This is a genomic window from Vibrio sp. Vb0349 (assembly GCF_033338975.1).
The window spans coordinates 1-15,909 of sequence record NZ_JAWOTS010000003.1 but is presented as its reverse complement, the minus strand read 5'-3'; the positions used below and the strand labels follow the sequence as shown (position 1 = coordinate 15,909).

Genomic DNA, 15,909 nt, shown 5'->3' with positions numbered 1-15,909 from the left:
TACTTACAACTTAATAAAACAACGCCTGACGTTAACTCGTCAGGCGTTTTCTTTCGAACTATATCGTTCTATTTATTCTTACCTTTCCCATTGTTACCAGAGTTGCCAGAATCGCCACCAGATGAGGACTCTAACTTCACTGAGACCTGAGCGGTCGAGCTGCTTTGACCATCACCTATGGTATAGGTAAAGCTGTCATTATTTTTGAATTTCTTCTCAGGTGTGTAACGCAGGGTGCCATCTGATAACAGCTCTAGTCGCCCCTTACTTGGTCTAGTAAAAGAAACCACGCTTGCAGAGTTTTGCTCTCCAACAACATCGTTTGCCATCACATCGATAATCACCGACTGTTTCGAAGACATAGTCACCTGATCATCAACAGCAACAAGCTCTGGTGATGGCGAGATTTCATTGGTTACAGAGTAATTCACGGATGCTGCGGTTTGCAGACTTGAGTCTTCTCCGTGCGTCACGATCATCTTCAAAGCATAGTCTTTATCACTAGCCTCAACCGAAGATACGACTGATATCATTACTTGTCCGGTTTCACCTGCTGCTAGCGTGATTGCATTGCTGCTTGCTTTCCAACCAGTTGGCACTGACGCGTTTACAGAAAAACTGCTCGCTGAACAATCTGCACTATCTTTGTTGGTAATAGTGACCTGATATTGAACCTCATCGCCGGCTGCAACCGAATTGTTTGTTGCAGCTTTCGCAGTCACTGATGGAGCATTAACAGTACAAGTCCCGATATTACCGTTGTCAGAGCCGTCAAAGACAACGCTTACTTCGGCGATGCCGTTCGCTGCACTCACCAAACTCAATGTTACACCTGAGTCTGGGTCAGTATAGCTACCACCGACCGGCATAGATGGGTCAAACCAGTCATTTCGGCCAAAAACCGCACGATATTCAGAATCAGTTTTAAAGTGAAGCAGATTACTGCTGCGCCCATCACCTTCTACAGCGCTTCGAATGATGATGCCATCCGTAACGTCCCCACGATAGAACGAGTAAGAACGAGCATCTAAAAAGTCGTCAAACCCAATAGACTGGCGGTATTCAATGTAAAACCATTTTTTTGCACCTGTAGAAGGATCGGTACCACGAGGTACTTTTATCGTAACTGGCTGCTCACTAGTCGTCTCGTAATTCGCGATGGAGTAAGTACCATTTTGAGTAACTTCCAGTGTCTTTGAGGCGTGCTCTCCCTCTAGCCATCCTAGTCGCTCGCGCTGGAAAGTATTCAAATAGCCGATGTCTGGACCACCCATTACATCATAGGTATCACCGTATTCACGCAACGTACAGTTGTCTGAAAGCGTATGCTCGCCACAATCAAGAGCACGAGAGTGATGCAAACCAAAGTTATGTCCAAGCTCATGAGCGATATTCATCGGAGAAAAATCACCATTGATGTGCGCGCGTGAAGGCATGCCATCAATAGTTGCCGATCCAGCGACACCACATGCCGTTTTTGTCATCAAGTATACAATACGATCGTACTCTTCAAGCTTCACTCCCGCAGCGATGGCTTCTTGATCCGCTGCATCTTGAACAGCGGTAAAGTCACAAACCTGATTAGACAACGGTAGATTAAACCAACCCACGACTTTCCCAGACAGCCACATTTGATCAAAAGAGCTTTCACGGTAGAAGTCATTCACTGTACCAAAGATTAGATTATTTGCTTCTGACAAAGTTAATGGCTGCTCATTTGGGTTTTCTTTGAAGTTCAGCAGGATAACCAATGTATTTTGCTGTCCCGTCGTATTTCCTGCTGCACTGGCGTAATGGATGCTCTGTAAACAAGCGAATATTACTAATAAAAATGACAACCCTTTATTTAGGGTTGTTCTATTTATTTTAATATTTTTTATCACTGCTTCACCTAATTTTAATTTAATAACGAGTTCACCTTCCCGCCAATATAAGCAGAAATGGTAGGGTAAAATAATATAAATTTTAGGCAATAAAATGCCCTAGCCTATAAAGCCAAATATGTTCCTATATACATCAACATGGTTATAAAAGGATAACCACCAAAAATATAAGAGCCGGAATCATAGCAAAGCAACCGGTCAAAATTCAACCAGAGTGATAAGTGATTTAGGTTAAGTTTGTGTAATAATAAATTTATCCATTTTTGTCAGTTACTTAAAATAACCTTATGATTGTTTTATATGAACAACCTTTGTATTCAACAATGACTTTAATAAATCACTTGCACTACAGCCAATTTAAATCATTAAAAATCAAACAATTATAAATTTAACTAAAACAATCTCAATTTCATCGTATAAAGTTATAACCTTTAAATTCATTAACTTAATAACGAGTCATTCTAATAATATACCTCAACAACTCATGAGTAATATTATCCATCTTTAATTGTTAAATTTACGTTAAATTAAAGTGGTGAAAATTTTTTGCTCACCTAGTTTTATACTCGATTAAAAGACAGACTGAGCGATACAGTGCAATATCAACTAGAGACATACAGAGAAACAAGCAGGATATATACACAACTTTATTTTCAATATTGAACTAAAATCACATTGATAATATAACGCTATAGATAGCAATTCAGGAAAATCTGTTAAAGAATGATTAATTGATAATTGAGGTTGGTATTTGTACAAAAATTAATTATTCAATAATAAATGTGTATTAGAATAGTTTGACAATACCAGATAGTAAAAAACCAGCACAAGGCCGGTTTTTAGAAATAGTGGAGGCGCCTCCCGGAGTCGAACCGAGGTCCACGGATTTGCAATCCGCTGCATAGCCACTCTGCCAAGGCGCCTTTCTGATTTTTTATCTCTGTCACCAAAGATTTTGATGGTGCCCCGGGCCGGACTTGAACCGGCACAGCGCGAACGCCGAGGGATTTTAAATCCCTTGTGTCTACCAATTCCACCACCAGGGCAACGCAATCATGCGATGGGTTAGACACCATCTGTCTCTGCGGCCTTTGCCGTGAGAACGAGGCGTACTTTAACGGATTAATTTATCTGGTCAACAAAAAATTAGTCTCTTTTATTCAAATGGTTAAAAAGCCAACTCAAACGAACAAAGGGCGATCATTTTGCTCACAAGAACATCAGCATGCTTTGCTCTCGTTTACTTTGCTTCATCACTTCATGTCAATGAGGAATCGACAAGTCGCACAAATTGGCAGTATGGGTATAAACTTAACTCGTACTGCAGGGGACAAATAAGCGCTCATCATGTTTCGAAAGTCATCATTTCAATTACCGCTACATACTGATTCCGAACTCGACTTCGTAGTGTCCCACTTCTTACTTACTGAATTTGATTATGCACGCTCTCTGGAACAGGGGATCGTCCATGACTTGGACCCTGAATATACACACCAGTATCGCGTCACACTAAGGCGCATACGCTCACTATGCTTACTACTTCGCGAACTGATCCCTCCTTTTGAACAGCGTATTTTGAAACGTCATTTAAAAATAATGATGAAGAAAACAAATAAGCTGCGTGATTTGGACGTATTTATCTTGGGCAAAAAACAATACATTGAAATGCTCCCAAACCACAAATCGTCTCTTGAGCAGCTTTTTGGCTTTATCGAAGCCGAACGTGCTTACGAACAGGCAAGAGTTACGCGTTGGCTAGCTACAAAAGAATACACAACGCACTGCACTTTGGTCAGGAATAGTCTGCTGCGAAGTACGCAACACGAACGAGTGGATAGCAACGTACCTGCGTTACTCTTCGCAAGCCAAAAAATCTCCGATCAATTTAAAAAAGTTGATAAAGCACGACGCAAGATCTCGGACAAAAGTCGTGACAGCGTGATTCATTCGATGCGGATAAAGTGCAAAGCGCTGCGTTATCTGTTAGAAGGGTTTTCCACGCTCTATCCTTCCCAACAGCACAAAAACAACGTGAAACAACTAAAACTATTGCAAGACAAGCTCGGTGACTTTAACGACACTTCAAGTCAAATTGAATTTTTCGCACAACTCAAAGAGACAGCAAATCTCAATAAACAAGATCGTAAGGCTTTGAAAAAGCTAATTAACGTGCTTAGCGAACATCATGAACTCTCTCGCCAAACCATCTTGACGCATTTAAGCCAGTTTGAGTCTTTCATTCGCGATACCAATACACAGAATCTCTATCGGCTCTAAATCAAGGTTCACGTATTTTTAATATTCATTAATTACAGTCAATCGTTAGGCTCCACTAAGAAAGATAACGTGAAACCATTAAAACGATACCAATACGAGCGCTATGCGGTGCTTTGTAATCTCGCCTACCCTCGCGTCTTCAGACAAACCCAATATGGGTTCGATCCTAATGGGCAACGAGTCATTAGAAATGAACACGGTAAGATTATGATTCGCGTGCTCTGGAGTAAAAAACAGAGTGAAGTGGTCGTAGTGATTAAAGGCTCACACAGTATCAGTGATTGGTTGTTGAACTTCGCGATGTGGACGAGAAGCTGTCGAAGGTTGGGACTAAACTATCGCATTCACGCGGGTTTCTATCATCTGTTGTTCCAAGAAAGTTTACCGAGCCGGAATGAAGATCGGTTAGGGTTGACCGTGATCGAACGCCTCGAAGGTATCGTTGTACCACTTATTCTCAGGGGAAAAAGAATCACTATTACTGGCCACTCTTCAGGTGGCGCGATTGGCAGTGTTTTTGCTGACTATATTGAGAAAAAATACCCCAAAAGCATTAAACGCGTGGTCACTTTCGGACAGCCCGCTGTCGGGGATTGGACGTTTAAGAAACGCTACCGTTTGGGGCACAAAACATACAGGATTTGTTGCGACATCGACATCGTGACCTTTATGCCGCCCGTACCTTTTTTGTATTGGCATGTAGGCAAAATGCTATGGTTATATAACGGGAGAATATACGAGAACACCCCAACGCTCATACGGCTTGGGCGCTCCTTATTTAGTTGGCTAATGCGACCGTTCTCTTATCACTTTATGAGTAAATACATTCGCGACAAAGACTTTTTTGATGAACGCTGAGTTAAACATCCGAAAGGTATGACGTACAGACACGAAAAAGCCGGACTTCGCCGGCTTTACGATTAAGTGGTGATCTACAGAGAGGCAATTTCTTTTTCAAGTTGATATTTGTTATCTGTGACAATTCGCTCTAACACTTCAACACGTCGCTTCAAGTCACCAATTTGCTTGTTAAGGTTATCTTGTTCTTCTCGGCTCATCGTATTACGTTCAGATATCTCCAACGCTCTTACTTCTTTACGATGGTTCAAGATTAACTTTATTATCCCGCCCCCAAATATGGCACCGAACACAATAGCCACAACCAATACATCAGCAATAGATTCCATTCTTTATCTTCCTCTAGATTATGCTCAAATATAAGTTACTCATTTGTTGAATGAATATCAAATAACACATTGATTCATTGAAAAGATTTATCAAGAATTGCCTACTCTGTATCAAAATCACAGGAATGAATTATTCAACGCCAACCCAAACCGAGACAGATCCGCCGTTTACTGGGAACTCAGCCCAACCATTCGCATCAGTCCAAACTTCTTCAGTTCGGATACCCAACTTGTCTACGTAGCGAGCACTTGGTTTACCCGTATACATCCACTTCGAGCCGCCAGGTCCATCGCTCATGATCACGGCCATTGAATGTGGATGCTTTGCATCACCTTCTCGAGTCCAACCAATTACGTCCCAGTGGTCAAGATAAGAATGTTGTTTGCCATACGCATAATCTTTACGCAGTGTTACTAGCTCTTCAATGTAAGGCACTTTGACCATATTGATGTCATGCCCTTTATCACTGTACTGCGCGCCGTAGTAATCTGCATAAAACACGGATGGATAACCTTCTTCACGCAATAAGATAAACGCGTAAGCGAGCGGCTTGAACCACCAATCAACGGTTGATTCCAACGCCTGCAAAGGCTGAGTGTCATGGTTTTCTACTAAGGTAACCGCTTTGACTGAATTGTCCTTCATCAGCGTACCATCCATGATTTGACGCATATCGTAGCTACCACCCGATTTAGACGCATTATAAAAGTTCATATGTAACGGTGCATCAAACAAAGACATGCTGCCAGAGGTTTTGGTGATAAAGTTATGCAGCTGATTCACATCGTAGTTCCAGTACTCTCCGACCGTGAATAGTTCTTTCCCTGTTTTCCAACGTAGGTGATCAATCCATTCTTGCAGGTATTGATATTTGATGTGCTTCACCGCGTCCATTCTAAACCCATCAACACCAGTCATGTTGATATACCACTCACCCCAGTCTTTAAGTTCTTTCTTAACTTCAGGGTGATCCATGTCTAGATCAGCGTACATAAGGTAATCGTAGTTGCCTTTTTCCGAGCTCACTTCCCAATCCCATGCCTTACCCTCACCTTTGAATTTGAAGATAGCTTTTTCTTCGCCAGCATCGTCCCAGTCCACGCCATCAAAGTGGTACCACGTCCAATGAAAGTTTGAGTACTTATCGTTGCGCCCAGGGAAATCAAACTCTACCCACGCTTCAATCCATTTATCACCAAGTTCAATATTTCGGTTGTTCCAATCGACTCGCTTGGTGTCGACCCAGGATTTACCATCCGCACCGCCGCGATGGTTGAACACCACATCGCCATAAATCTGGATATTGTTTTTATGGGCAGTATTGATGGCGCTTAGGTACTGATCTTTGGTGCCATACTTGGTGCGCACCGAACCTTTTTGATCAAACTCTCCCAAATCATACATATCGTAAACGCCATAACCGACGTCGTTGCTGCCACCAGCACCTTTATAGGCGGGCGGTAGCCATAACGCGGTGAAGCCGTTGTCCGATAGTGCCGGCGCGTTGTTTTCAACTTGTGTCCAGAGTGCACCGTCATTTGGCACATACCAATGGAAGTACTGCATCATGGTGCCATTTTGTGCCGCCATTACAGGCGAACTGAGCAGCAAAGTTAAGGGTAAAAGTGTAGGTTTAAGGTTGAATGTTTTCATTATTTTTCTCTCACGTTAAGGACTAGAATCCTCCTTTCTGCATATACGCACCAAGCGATGCTAACTATGACGCTAGCTAGGTTGCTGCCTGTAATACAAAAAGTTCGGATTACAATCGAAGAGAAACTATCACCAATCACACTATACAATTATTGAGTTGTCTAACATTTATAAAATCAATGATTAGCGCGTTAAAAATATTGAATGGTGATCAAAACATGGGAGACTTTAGGAAAGCGCGAAGGGTTACGAAAAGGTGGACTAAAAACGAAAAAAGCCAGTCATTTAAGACTGGCTTTCGAAATAGTGGAGGCGCCTCCCGGAGTCGAACCGAGGTCCACGGATTTGCAATCCGCTGCATAGCCACTCTGCCAAGGCGCCTTTCTGATTTTTTATCTCTGTCACCAAAGATTTTGATGGTGCCCCGGGCCGGACTTGAACCGGCACAGCGCGAACGCCGAGGGATTTTAAATCCCTTGTGTCTACCAATTCCACCACCAGGGCAACGCAATCATGCGATGGGTTAGACACCATCTGTCTCAGCGACCTTTGCCGTGAGAACGAGGCGTACTTTAACGGATTAATTTATCTGGTCAACAATAAATTTTATCTTTTTGATTTAAGTGCTTAAAAAGCGATCTGCCTAGTATATTTGGCATTCAATTAGACCAATAAGCACCCGTTCCCTTTCATTAGCTATAAAGTCATACGCATACTAGTGCCCGAAACTGCTTCGAGGTAAACACGCGACTATCAGCTATGAACGCTGATCTTTTCACCGCTGTAACATCTGTAACAATTTGATTCCCTACTCTTGGCACGACTGCGTACAGAACATCATATTTTGTTACCGATAACTTTATATCGAATGTGGTCGTACCTTTATAAAATCATTGACTTTTTTTATTTTCAAACAAAGCTCAATTCATTATCGAAAATATCAATAAATAATGGTACGTTACACGAGTTGCAGTAATTTAATGGACATATATCACATATAAGGATGTGGTTTACTTTGGCGACACAACATAAGAAAAACAAGGTATATCACTAATGTCTATCAAGAATCTTTCTATAGCGAAAAAGATATCGCTATCGTTTTTACTCATTGCCATCGTCAACATTGCATTTGGCGTATTTTTATCTACAGAGCTCAAAAGCATCAAATCTGAGCTTTTAAACTATACCGACGATACGCTTCCTGCAATGGAAAGGGTCGATTCGATTCGAGATCACTTGTCTCGCTGGCGCCGAGCTCAATTTGCTGCGTACACTTATGAAGACGCAGACCAAGTCAAAACTAAAATTTCTAACAATATTAGAGAACGCGAAAAGATCACTAGAGAGCTCAACGCTTACGGTGAAACTATCTGGCCTGGCGAAGAGCAACAAACTTACCAGCGTCTTATGCGTCAGTGGAAAAAGTACTTGGTTACTATGGACCAGTACAATGAAGCGATGCTAGCTAACGACAAAAGCAAGGCCCACCCTATTTTGGCGAACTCTTTGTCTGCTTTCGAAGCGGTTGACTCAGAGTTAGGCGAACTAATCCGTCTCCTTAAAGAAGCTATGGACAGCAACAAAACTCATATCCTGTCCTCTGTAAATGGATTGAGTAATTCTTCAATTGCAAGTAACGTGATTATTCTACTGATCATGGTAGGCATGACATACGTGCTGACTCGCCTAATTTGTGGCCCACTTAAACTTGTTGTTGAGCAAGCAAGTGCCATCGCAACAGGTGATCTATCAAGTGACATTGACCGTAAAGCAATCGGCAATGATGAGCTTGGTGAACTGGCAGACGCGACCACTAAGATGCAAGATGACTTACGCCAAGTTATCGATAACGTGATTGCTGCAGTTACTCAGTTAAGCAGCGCTGTCGAAGAGATGAACCAAATCTCCGATATTTCTGCGTCTGGTATGAAAGATCAACAGCTGCAAATTACGCACATCGCAACAGCAATGACAGAAATGAAAGCGGCCGTAGCCGATGTTGCTCGTAACACTGAAGACTCAGCGAACCAAGCTAACGAAGCAAACCGCCGCACACAACACGGTGTTCGTGAAACCCAAGGTATGGTTGACGCGATTCAAGAAGTTTCAAACGTAATTGGCGCTGCAGGCGATACCGTAGCAGAGCTTGAACAGCAATCGAATAAAATTAACGTTATAGTGGATGTTATCCGCGACATTGCCGATCAAACCAACCTACTTGCACTTAATGCAGCCATTGAAGCGGCGCGTGCTGGTGAGTCTGGTCGTGGCTTTGCCGTCGTTGCAGACGAAGTTCGAACTCTTGCCGGCCGTACGCAAGATTCAACGAGTGAAATCACTTCGATCATTGAGCAGCTACAATCACTTGCAAAAGACGCAAAATCAGCTACTGAACTTTCTAGAACCAGCATCTCAGAATGTGCAGAACAAGGCATTCAATCAAAACAGCTGATGAGCGACATTGAGCATTCGATTTCGGACATCTCAGACATGGGTACCCAAATCGCCACGGCTTGTAACCAGCAAGACTCTGTTGCGGAAGAGCTTAACCGCAGCATTGAAAACATACATTTGGCATCTCAAGAGGTCTCTCAAGGTTCGGAGCAAACCGCACAGGCGTGCCGCGAACTAAGCCAGCTATCCATTTCTCTTAAAGATGTAATGAGCCGCTTTAAACTGAGTTAAACTCAGTGGATACCTTAGTAGATACCAAATCAATCCCGATTTGCTTAAATAGAATGTCATCACTGAGGTATATTTAGGTATATATTAAATCATTATCTTAACAAACGCTCCAAAGCACCACTTGGAGCGTTTTACTTCGTCAGGTACTTTCCCCAAGTACTCAATAACATAACCAATACAAAAAACGCGTACGGAGACTTTATGCGCTTAAATAAAACCTTACTATCACTGACTATCGCTGCTGCAATCGCGATTCCTGTAATGCAAGCTACTGCTGCTCCTCTTCAAATTAGCAATACAGCAGCAAAAGCAGAGCAAGTTCAAGGTGCTAACGCTTGGCTAGAAATAAACTTAGGTCAGTTCCGCGATAATATTGAGCAGTTTAAATCGCACATGGATGGCAAAACGAAAATCTGCGCCGTGATGAAAGCCGACGCATACGGCAATGGTATCGCAGGCCTGATGCCGACTATTATCGAACAACAAATTCCTTGCGTTGCCGTTGCAAGTAACGCCGAAGCACAAACTGTTCGCGACAGTGGCTTTAAAGGCCAACTTATGCGTGTACGCTCAGCGGATATTGGCGAGATTGAAGCCGCAATCGACCTAAATGTCGAAGAGTTGATAGGCACAGCAGAGCAAGCTAAAGCACTGTCTAAACTAGCCGAGAAAGCTGGTAAAGAAATCAAAGCTCACCTTGCTCTGAACGACGGTGGTATGGGGCGTAATGGTGTTGATATGACGACAGAAGCGGGCAAGAAAGAAGCGCTAGAAATCGCTCAACAAACTGGCGTTAGTATTGTTGGTATCATGACTCATTTCCCTAACTACAATGCAGACGACGTGCGCCAAAAGTTAGCTTCATTCAAAGACAGTTCTGCATGGCTGATTAAAGAAGCGAATCTAAAACGCGACAACATTTTACTGCACGTAGCTAACTCTTACACCGCGCTTAATGTTCCTGAGGCGCAGCTTGATATGGTTCGTCCTGGTGGCGTTTTATACGGAGACTTACCCACTAACCCTGAGTACCCTTCTATCGTGTCTTTCAAAACACGCGTGGCATCCGTTCACCACCTGCCAAAAAATAGCACAGTCGGTTACGACAGCAGCTACACAACAAGCAAAGAAAGCTTAATGGCGAACATTCCTGTTGGTTACTCTGATGGTTACCCACGAAAAATGGGGAATACAGCAGAAGTTCTGATCAATGGCCAACGTGCAAAAGTTGCGGGCGTTGCTTCAATGAACACTACAATGGTAGATGTTACAGGTATCAAAGATGTTGAGCCTGGTTCTGAAGTTGTTTTGTTTGGCTCCCAACAAGGCAAAACGATTTCAGCTGCTGAGATGGAAAAACACGCAGAAGTCATCTTCCCTGAACTATACACGGTTTGGGGAAGCGCGAACCCTCGTGTCTACGTAAAATAAACCTATTCAGTTATTCGTAACAGAGCGAAAAAGCGAGCCTCGTGCTCGCTTTCTTTCTTATTTACTAATCTGTACTAGCTCGTGATGTTATCAATTAAACAGAGCTTACTATTTCTGTTGTTTTATTCTCCTTTAGCACTACCAAGCGCGACTCTCTACACTCTGTTTCTTAAAGCCGCTTGGATGGCTCAATTTTATATAGCACTTAGAGTTTGAAAGCCCCTCCAATTGATGTTAAACATGAAGTTTACAAAAGAATAACAAACACACTCGTATGGCACTGCCCCTTTGCCTGCTAGCTAGGTATCTCTATGACAGAAAATACTCAACATCTTCAACGCTCCTCCACTGAGTTGCACGAATTTAATCGGCTTGACGTCTGGAACGGCTTCACCCAACTTTTACCCCTCTCTATGTTCGTGGTCATATTTGGCCTCGCTTTCGGTGTTGCTGCGGTACAGACTGGACTAGATGTATTTCCCACTATGTTGATGAGCACACTGGTCTTCGCCGGTGCTTCACAATTTGCCACGTTAGAAATGTGGGGAGCGGAAGTCCCTTTCATTCCAGTACTTATTACTGTATTTGCGATTAATGCTCGTCACCTCTTGATGGGAGCCACACTTTATCCATGGTTACGACAACTCCCACCAACAAAACGTTACGGTGTCATGCTGGTAGCATCAGACGCTAACTGGGCAATGGCACTCAATGCATTTGGTAGAAAAGAACCAGGCTTTGGCTTGCTTGTTGGTGGCGGCTTAGCGATGTGGTCTTTTTGGATTGTTGGCACCTGGATCGGCATTTATTTTGGTAGCGCAATCAAAGATCCGGTAGCGCTAGGGCTCGATATGGTTATGGGGTGCTTCCTGCTGTCTATGGTGGTAGCCGGGCCGAAAGACTTAAGAATCTTTGCGATTTGGGCCATAGCAGCGGCATCTTCTATGTTGGCGTATTGGTATTTGCCAGAGAATAGCCACGTAGTGGTTGGCGCCATTACTGGCGGAGTCTTGGGTGCTTGTTGGAAGGAGAAGAAAGCATGAACATCGAAACAACCATAGGTGGCACACTGCTTATCATCATCGCTATGGCGTTAGTCACGCTCATAACCCGCTGGGGCGGAGTGTATGTTATGTCATTCATTCCAATTAGCGAACGGGTTCAACGTTTCATTACTGCGATGTCAGGCTCTGTATTGGTTGCGCTTTTAGCTCCGCTAGCAGTAGAGGGTGATAACGGTGCTAGAGCAGCACTGTTTTCTACTGCCGTTGTCATGTTCATCGTGAAAAAGCCTCTACCCGCAATTGCAGCAGGCATCATCGCCGCCGCCGCAGTACGTGCTCTTTAGTCGCTGTTTCAACGCCGATACCAGTCATCAATAAAAGACCCAAAACACAAAGCCCTGATGCCACAAGTGTCATCAGGGCTTATCTTATGCTCATCATTTTAACGATGAACAACGATTATTAATCATGGTGAGACAGCACATTACGCACAGCAGTTACAATTGCGCTTATATTTGTCCATTTTACCAATACCAGGGTTAAAGGTATTGGTTGGGTCTAATTCGTGGTAAAACTTCTGCAACGAGTTTTCGGCTTCATACAAGTGACCCACGTTATGTTCTGCTGGGTATTTGGCACCACGGCTATTGAGGTGCTCTAGCATCATCTTTTTCATCAACTTCGTGTCAGTCCCTTTTTTGAAAATGTAATCTTGATGGAAGACGTAACACATAAAGTGACCATAATAGAGCGCTTGAACAAGGTTCTTACTTACCTCTTCAGGCAAAGTTTCTAGCCACTCTTCATCATTACGTCGCAAAGCAATATCAAGTGCAACGATGTCTTCTACGTCTTTTCGGTGAATCGTCTCGTAACGAATTGCTGCACCTGCTGCTGCAAAGCGATGTAAATAAGCTTTTTTACCCTCTTCCGGCGTACACTCGAAGAAATCACAGTCGTCTTCAACAGCCCAAACTTCTTTGAGGTATTTTTGCGCCTCAGCAATACCACCATCACTCATTTTCAATACCAGGTGATGCTCATACTTGTCACGGAAATCCAGCATTCGCTCTGGTAAGTGTTGTGGGAACAACTTGCTCGCGTAGTACAAAATGGTGTCTGGCAGATATTTACTGACAAACGGGATGCGCTCTAAGAAGTTTTCTACCTTAGCTTTAAGTGCGAACATTTTTGGCAGCTTATCTGTGCCTAACAAGTCGATGGATAAGAACACATCCTTGCCGTACTTCTCTGCCATGTTGAAGATATCTCGATGCAAGTATTCTCCCATCTCAGGCAAGTTATCAAACGTAGATAAGAAGTCTTTTCGCAACTTCGTTAGTTTCGCAGGGTCATTGGTGCCAAGGTAAAAAACCTGCTCTTTTTCTGGGACTGGGTAGCTGTCAACCCGAACGGCAAAAACCCCCAACTTACCAGCGCAGCCACTGGCTTCAAATAATCGGCGTTCATCGGCATTAAAGCGAGAAGGAATGTCAGAAGTCACGTCTCGAACACGTTCATCGTATTCTTTGTCTGACGCCATTCGCTCATCATGAATGATCTTCGCTGGGTCAAAGTTCCCTTCTTGCAGGTTTGTTAGAATTTCTTCTGGCGTTTCACCTAATCCTTCAATACCAAGGTGGTTCACCAAATGTAACTGGCCTTGCTTATCCACCTGCGCATAGATCGCCAGTTCCGTATAAGCAGGACCACGCTTAACTAGCGCACCACCTGAGTTATTGGCGATACCACCGACCACAGTGGCACCTAGCGATGAAGAGCCGATGATAGAATGCGGTGCTCGGTTCACTGCCTTCAACTCTTTCTCCAAAGAGTGTAAGCTCGCACCAGGCAAGCAAACCGCCTGCTTACCGCCATCTAATAAGTGAATCTTCTTGATTTTGGTAATATTGATCACAACCACATCGCGATCATAATCATTACCACTCGGAGCCGAGCCCTCTGTTAAACCTGTTTTAGCCGCCTGCATGATAATGATGCAGTTTGCTTCAACACACTGTTTAATAATCTTCCATTGTTCTAGAAGAGTATTAGGAAACACGATAGCAAGCGCATTACCACTACCCGAACGAAACCCCGAGCGGTAATATTTCGTTTTAACCTCGTCGGTTAGAACATTTTCTTCCCCCACGATGGTTTTAAATTCTTCAATCAGCTGCTTTTGTTTCATATCCGTATCTCTAGTTATTGTACTTCGCTCACAACACCGCTTAGCGGCAGGCATGGCGTTTGAGCCACTATAAGCAGTCCATTTCTCTGCGTCTATGTCAGGCGGACGAACAATACGTAATCAATAAACAACAAACAAAATAATTCTTTATTTTTCTGTTACTTATCTTTCACATTTGAGAAATTTAACGTAAGAAACAGACCGTTTCTTAAAAGAAACAATAGCAAAACCATTTGTTAACAGTTGTGCGGGGTATCTTGTTATCAATATTAGTGAAGAAAACGAGGAGAAGCGTAAGCCCCTAAATTTAAGAGGATTCTTAGAAATGAAGATGGAAACATAAGCTCAACACCAACATAACGATCGGTGTTGAGTTATTGGCTTAAAATCGATGGTTTTGACTTTGAAAGCTTGTGTATAGATGACCGATAAAGATCTTAATTTTTTCTGGTTGCTGACGAGTGTAAGGGTACACCGCATAAATACCCAAACATTTGGCTGTTTCGTCTTTAAATAACTGAATCAGACTGCCTTGCTTTAAGTCTTCATAAACCAATACACGCGGCACATAGATGATTCCCTGCCCTAACAGCGCCACATTTCTCAATACAGAAGAATTGTTAGTACAGAGGTTACCGTCGACGGTGATTTGATATACCTCGTCTCCATCTTTAAACGCCCACTCATGCGCTCCGGTTTCTTGGTAGGAATAGACTAAACAATTGTGTTTAGCCAAGGCTTGAGGTTGTTTAGGTATGCCATGTTTAGCTAGGTATTGGGGTGACGCGCAAATGATCCAATTTGCATCCACCAGCTTTCTTGCAATCAGACTAGAATCTGGCAACACACCCGTTCTAATTGCCAAATCAAAACGTTCATTCACGATATCGACGAAACGATTATCTAGATCCATATCGATATTGATGTCTGGGTATTTCTGATTAAATTCATTAATCACTTGAGGAAGAATTAATTCACCAGAGATAGTAGGCACCGAAATTTTAATGTTTCCAGATAAGTTTTTACCTAAACCCACAATGGATTCTTCCGCCGTTGCCACCGCTTGATAAACCGCTTTTGCATGAGTAAAAAACGCTCGTCCTGCTTCAGTCAACGTTAGCGTTCGCGTTGTTCGGTAGAGAAGCTGTACACCAAGCTCTTGTTCAAGCTTGGCAATGCGTTTACTGACGACCGATTTAGTCAGTGACATATGTCTCGCGGCAGCACTGAATGAACCTTGCTCGATCAAGTGATAAAAAATGATGTAATCGTCGGTATTTCTCATGCGTCTTCGTCAAATCCTTTGGAAGCCCGTATTGTAAACTGAAATTGGCTGAGGTGCGAAACATCGGGTCACACTTAATATCAGAAACTCGTGACAGAGATGGGGTTGCTAAGCTCACAGGTAATGAAAAAGAGATGGTGTGAATTTATCAGTCTTCAGATACAAAAAAACCAGCTTTCGCTGGTTTTAAGTTGATGCACTTGGCATCGAGATACCGCCATGGCCATATCTGAATAATTTGGAGCGACACACGAGGTTCGAACTCGTGACCTCAACCTTGGCAAGGTTGCGCTCTACCAACTGAGCTAGTGT

General features: G+C 43.1%; 11 protein-coding genes and 4 tRNA genes. 6 read left to right on the top strand and 9 right to left on the bottom strand.

The genetic code is table 11. The annotated features are described in order from the left end of the window. Positions 1-68 precede the first annotated feature (68 nt). From R7Q47_RS05115 to R7Q47_RS05105, 3 genes are all read right to left on the bottom strand, one after another. A complete protein-coding gene (locus tag R7Q47_RS05115) occupies positions 69-1,751 on the bottom strand; it encodes an Ig-like domain-containing protein (RefSeq protein ID WP_154204422.1) in 1,683 nt (560 codons plus the stop codon). A 981-nt stretch (positions 1,752-2,732) separates the two neighbouring features. Then, positions 2,733-2,806: transfer RNA gene (locus tag R7Q47_RS05110), tRNA-Cys, on the bottom strand. 36 nt (positions 2,807-2,842) lie between these two features. Continuing rightward, positions 2,843-2,929 (bottom strand) — tRNA-Leu (locus R7Q47_RS05105). A 301-nt stretch (positions 2,930-3,230) separates the two neighbouring features. Here R7Q47_RS05105 and R7Q47_RS05100 point away from each other — a divergent pair. Both R7Q47_RS05100 and R7Q47_RS05095 read left to right on the top strand, forming a co-directional pair. After that, on the top strand, positions 3,231-4,160 hold the full coding sequence (locus R7Q47_RS05100; RefSeq protein WP_239945560.1) for a CHAD domain-containing protein: 930 nt from the start codon (positions 3,231-3,233) through the stop codon (positions 4,158-4,160). A gap of 69 nt (positions 4,161-4,229) precedes the next feature. Then, the gene (locus R7Q47_RS05095; RefSeq protein WP_005375991.1) at positions 4,230-5,018 is read left to right on the top strand and encodes a lipase family protein; all 789 of its coding nucleotides are present in this window, start codon (positions 4,230-4,232) and stop codon (positions 5,016-5,018) included. A 74-nt stretch (positions 5,019-5,092) separates the two neighbouring features. On the opposite strand, the gene R7Q47_RS05090 is transcribed toward R7Q47_RS05095, so the two are convergent. The 4 genes from R7Q47_RS05090 to R7Q47_RS05075 all read right to left on the bottom strand — a co-directional run bounded on the left by R7Q47_RS05090 (position 5,093) and on the right by R7Q47_RS05075 (position 7,505). Continuing rightward, positions 5,093-5,347: a hypothetical protein gene (locus R7Q47_RS05090; protein WP_005375990.1), complete on the bottom strand. Its 255-nt coding sequence runs from the start codon at positions 5,345-5,347 to the stop codon at positions 5,093-5,095. A 130-nt stretch (positions 5,348-5,477) separates the two neighbouring features. Beyond that, entirely contained in the window at positions 5,478-7,001 is a 1,524-nt protein-coding gene (amyS, locus tag R7Q47_RS05085; RefSeq protein WP_248486312.1) for an alpha-amylase, read from the bottom strand. Between the two features lie 307 nt (positions 7,002-7,308). Then, positions 7,309-7,382, bottom strand: a tRNA-Cys gene (locus tag R7Q47_RS05080). A gap of 36 nt (positions 7,383-7,418) precedes the next feature. Continuing rightward, positions 7,419-7,505: transfer RNA gene (locus R7Q47_RS05075), tRNA-Leu, on the bottom strand. A gap of 549 nt (positions 7,506-8,054) precedes the next feature. Between R7Q47_RS05075 and R7Q47_RS05070 the strand changes: the two genes are divergently transcribed. From R7Q47_RS05070 to R7Q47_RS05055, 4 genes are all read left to right on the top strand, one after another. Continuing rightward, positions 8,055-9,686, top strand: coding sequence for a methyl-accepting chemotaxis protein (locus tag R7Q47_RS05070; RefSeq protein WP_248486310.1), 1,632 nt, complete (start codon positions 8,055-8,057; stop codon positions 9,684-9,686). Positions 9,687-9,887: 201 nt separating this feature from the next. Further along, the gene (alr, locus tag R7Q47_RS05065) at positions 9,888-11,117 is read left to right on the top strand and encodes an alanine racemase (protein WP_248486308.1); all 1,230 of its coding nucleotides are present in this window, start codon (positions 9,888-9,890) and stop codon (positions 11,115-11,117) included. A gap of 311 nt (positions 11,118-11,428) precedes the next feature. Beyond that, a complete protein-coding gene (locus R7Q47_RS05060; RefSeq protein WP_054574298.1) occupies positions 11,429-12,160 on the top strand; it encodes an AzlC family ABC transporter permease in 732 nt (243 codons plus the stop codon). Beyond that, complete coding sequence (locus R7Q47_RS05055) at positions 12,157-12,465, top strand: AzlD family protein (protein WP_005375985.1); 309 nt, start codon at positions 12,157-12,159, stop codon at positions 12,463-12,465. Before R7Q47_RS05060 ends, R7Q47_RS05055 begins: the two co-directional genes overlap by 4 nt. A gap of 140 nt (positions 12,466-12,605) precedes the next feature. On the opposite strand, the gene dld is transcribed toward R7Q47_RS05055, so the two are convergent. After that, positions 12,606-14,312 (bottom strand): D-lactate dehydrogenase, encoded by a 1,707-nt coding sequence (dld, locus tag R7Q47_RS05050; RefSeq protein ID WP_206969303.1) that lies wholly within the window; start codon positions 14,310-14,312, stop codon positions 12,606-12,608. Positions 14,313-14,694: 382 nt separating this feature from the next. Further along, positions 14,695-15,597 (bottom strand): LysR family transcriptional regulator, encoded by a 903-nt coding sequence (locus R7Q47_RS05045; RefSeq protein ID WP_318088673.1) that lies wholly within the window; start codon positions 15,595-15,597, stop codon positions 14,695-14,697. Between the last annotated feature and the right edge of the window lie 312 nt (positions 15,598-15,909).